The organism is Salidesulfovibrio brasiliensis JCM 12178, from assembly GCF_001311825.1.
In the GTDB taxonomy this organism is placed as follows: Bacteria; Desulfobacterota; Desulfovibrionia; order Desulfovibrionales; family Desulfovibrionaceae; genus Pseudodesulfovibrio; species Pseudodesulfovibrio brasiliensis.
Genome location: NZ_BBCB01000134.1, coordinates 1 through 2,500, shown reverse-complemented (window position 1 = coordinate 2,500; position 2,500 = coordinate 1). Strand labels below are relative to the sequence as shown.

2 rRNA genes (1 of these 2 cut by a window edge) are annotated in these 2,500 nt (G+C 52.0%); both read left to right on the top strand.

What is annotated here, in order from left to right:
- Nucleotides 1-2,317, top strand: a 23S ribosomal RNA gene (locus JCM12178_RS16900) (it extends 617 nt beyond the left edge of the window).
- 44 nt (nt 2,318-2,361) lie between these two features.
- Nucleotides 2,362-2,476, top strand: a 5S ribosomal RNA gene (gene rrf / locus JCM12178_RS16895).
- Nucleotides 2,477-2,500: the final 24 nt, after the last annotated feature.

The window sequence follows — 2,500 nt, the reverse complement described above, 5'->3', positions numbered from 1 at the left end:
ACGGGCCAGCGAGTTACTCTGTAGTGCAAGGTTAAGCGTAAGTGTAGCCGTAGCGAAAGCGAGTCTGAATAGGGCGACGAGTACTGCGGAGTAGACCCGAAGCCGGGTGATCTATCCATGAGCAGGCTGAAGCTCAGGTAAAACTGAGTGGAGGGCCGAACCAGTATCGGTTGAAAACGATTTGGATGACTTGTGGATAGGGGTGAAAGGCCAATCAAACCCGGTGATAGCTGGTTCTCCCCGAAATATATTGAGGTATAGCCTCGAGAATGAGTCTGACGGAGGTAGAGCACTGACAGGGCTAGGGGCCTCACCAGGTTACCAACCCCTTTCAAACTCCGAATGCCGTTAGATGCTTCTCGGGAGTCAGGCTATGGGTGCGAAGGTCCATGGCCGAGAGGGAAACAGCCCAGATCGACAGCTAAGGTCTCCAAATCCATGCTAAGTGGGAAAGGTGGTGGAGTTGCTGATACATCCAGGAGGTTGGCTTAGAAGCAGCCATCCTTTAAAGAAAGCGTAATAGCTCACTGGCCTAGCGATTCTGCGCCGAAAATGTAACGGGGCTAAGCATGGTACCGAAGCTTCGGGCTCGTCTTTGACGAGCGGTAGGGGAGCGTTCTCAGATGGGATGAAGGCAAATTGTAAAGTTTGCTGGACTAATGAGAAGTGAATATGCTGGCATGAGTAACGATAAAACGGGTGAGAAACCCGTTCGCCGTAAGCCCAAGGTTTCCTGGGTAAAGCTAATCTGCCCAGGGTAAGTCGGTCCCTAAGGCGAGGCTGAAAAGCGTAGCCGATGGAAAACAGGTTAATATTCCTGTACCTGTACATGTGTGCGATGGAGGGACGCAGGAGGATAGCTGATCCGGGTGTTGGATATCCCGGTGCAAGCGTGTAGGCTTGAAGAGTAGGCAAATCCGCTCTTCTTTAAGGCGAGACGCGATGCCGTGACATTTACCGTCAGAAGTCAGTGATTCCATGCTGCCTAGAAAAGCTTCTAAGTTTAGCATGTGCAGACCGTACCGCAAACCAACACAGGTAGGCGGGTCGAGCAGACCAAGGCGCTTGAGAGAACTCTGGCTAAGGAACTCGGCAAAATGATCCCGTAAGTTCGCGAGAAGGGATGCTCCCGTGTGTGATATGACTTGCTTGTTGAGCACACGAGAGCCGCAGCGAATCGGGGGGGGCGACTGTTTACTAAAAACATAGGTCTCTGCTAAGTCGTAAGACGATGTATAGGGACTGACGCCTGCCCGGTGCCGGAAGGTTAAGAGGTGGAGTTAGCTTTGCGAAGCTCTAAATCGAAGCCCCGGTAAACGGCGGCCGTAACTATAACGGTCCTAAGGTAGCGAAATTCCTTGTCGGGTAAGTTCCGACCTGCACGAATGGCGTAACGATCCCCCCACTGTCTCAGCCAGAGACTCAGTGAAATTGAATTCCGGGTGAAAATGCCCGGTACCCGCAGAAGGACGGAAAGACCCTGTGCACCTTTACTATAGCTTGACATTGGTATTTGGGTTATCATGTGTAGGATAGGTGGGAGACTTTGAAGCGGGCACGCCAGTGTTCGTGGAGTCACCCTTGAAATACCACCCTTGATGATTTAGGTATCTAATCCAACGCCGTAATCCGGCTTGGAGACAGTGTCTGGTGGGTAGTTTGACTGGGGCGGTCGCCTCCCAAAGAGTAACGGAGGCTTGCAAAGGTTCCCTCAGGCTGATTGGAAACCAGCCGTCGAGTGCAAAGGCATAAGGGAGCTTGACTGTGAGACAGACATGTCGAGCAGGAACGAAAGTTGGTCTTAGTGATCCGGTGGTTCCGCATGGAAGGGCCATCGCTCATAGGATAAAAGGTACGCCGGGGATAACAGGCTGATAGCGTCCAAGAGTTCACATCGACGACGCTGTTTGGCACCTCGATGTCGGCTCATCACATCCTGGGGCTGGAGCAGGTCCCAAGGGTACGGCTGTTCGCCGTTTAAAGTGGTACGCGAGCTGGGTTTAAAACGTCGTGAGACAGTTTGGTCCCTATCCTCTGTGGGCGTAGGAGAATTGAAGAGGGTCTGCCCCTAGTACGAGAGGACCGGGGTGGACGAACCTCTGGTGTTCCTGTTGTCACGCCAGTGGCACTGCAGGGTAGCTATGTTCGGCACGGATAACCGCTGAAGGCATCTAAGCGGGAAGCCATCCTCAAGATAAGTTCTCCCTGGACTTTGTCCCTAAAGATCCCTTGTAGACTACAAGGTTGATAGGCCGGATGTGTACGCACAGCAATGTGTTCAGCAAACCGGTACTAATAGATCGTGCGTCTTATCTAACTAAATTATAGTCCTCTCTCTTCCCTATAAACTATATAAATTTTTCTGGTGGCCAAGGAGGAGAGGGTATACCCGATCCCATTCCGAACTCGGAAGTCAAGCTCTCCATCGCCGATGATACTGCGGCTTAAGTCGTGGGAAAGTAGGTCGCTGCCAGAATATTCTTCACAAAAAAGCCCGCTC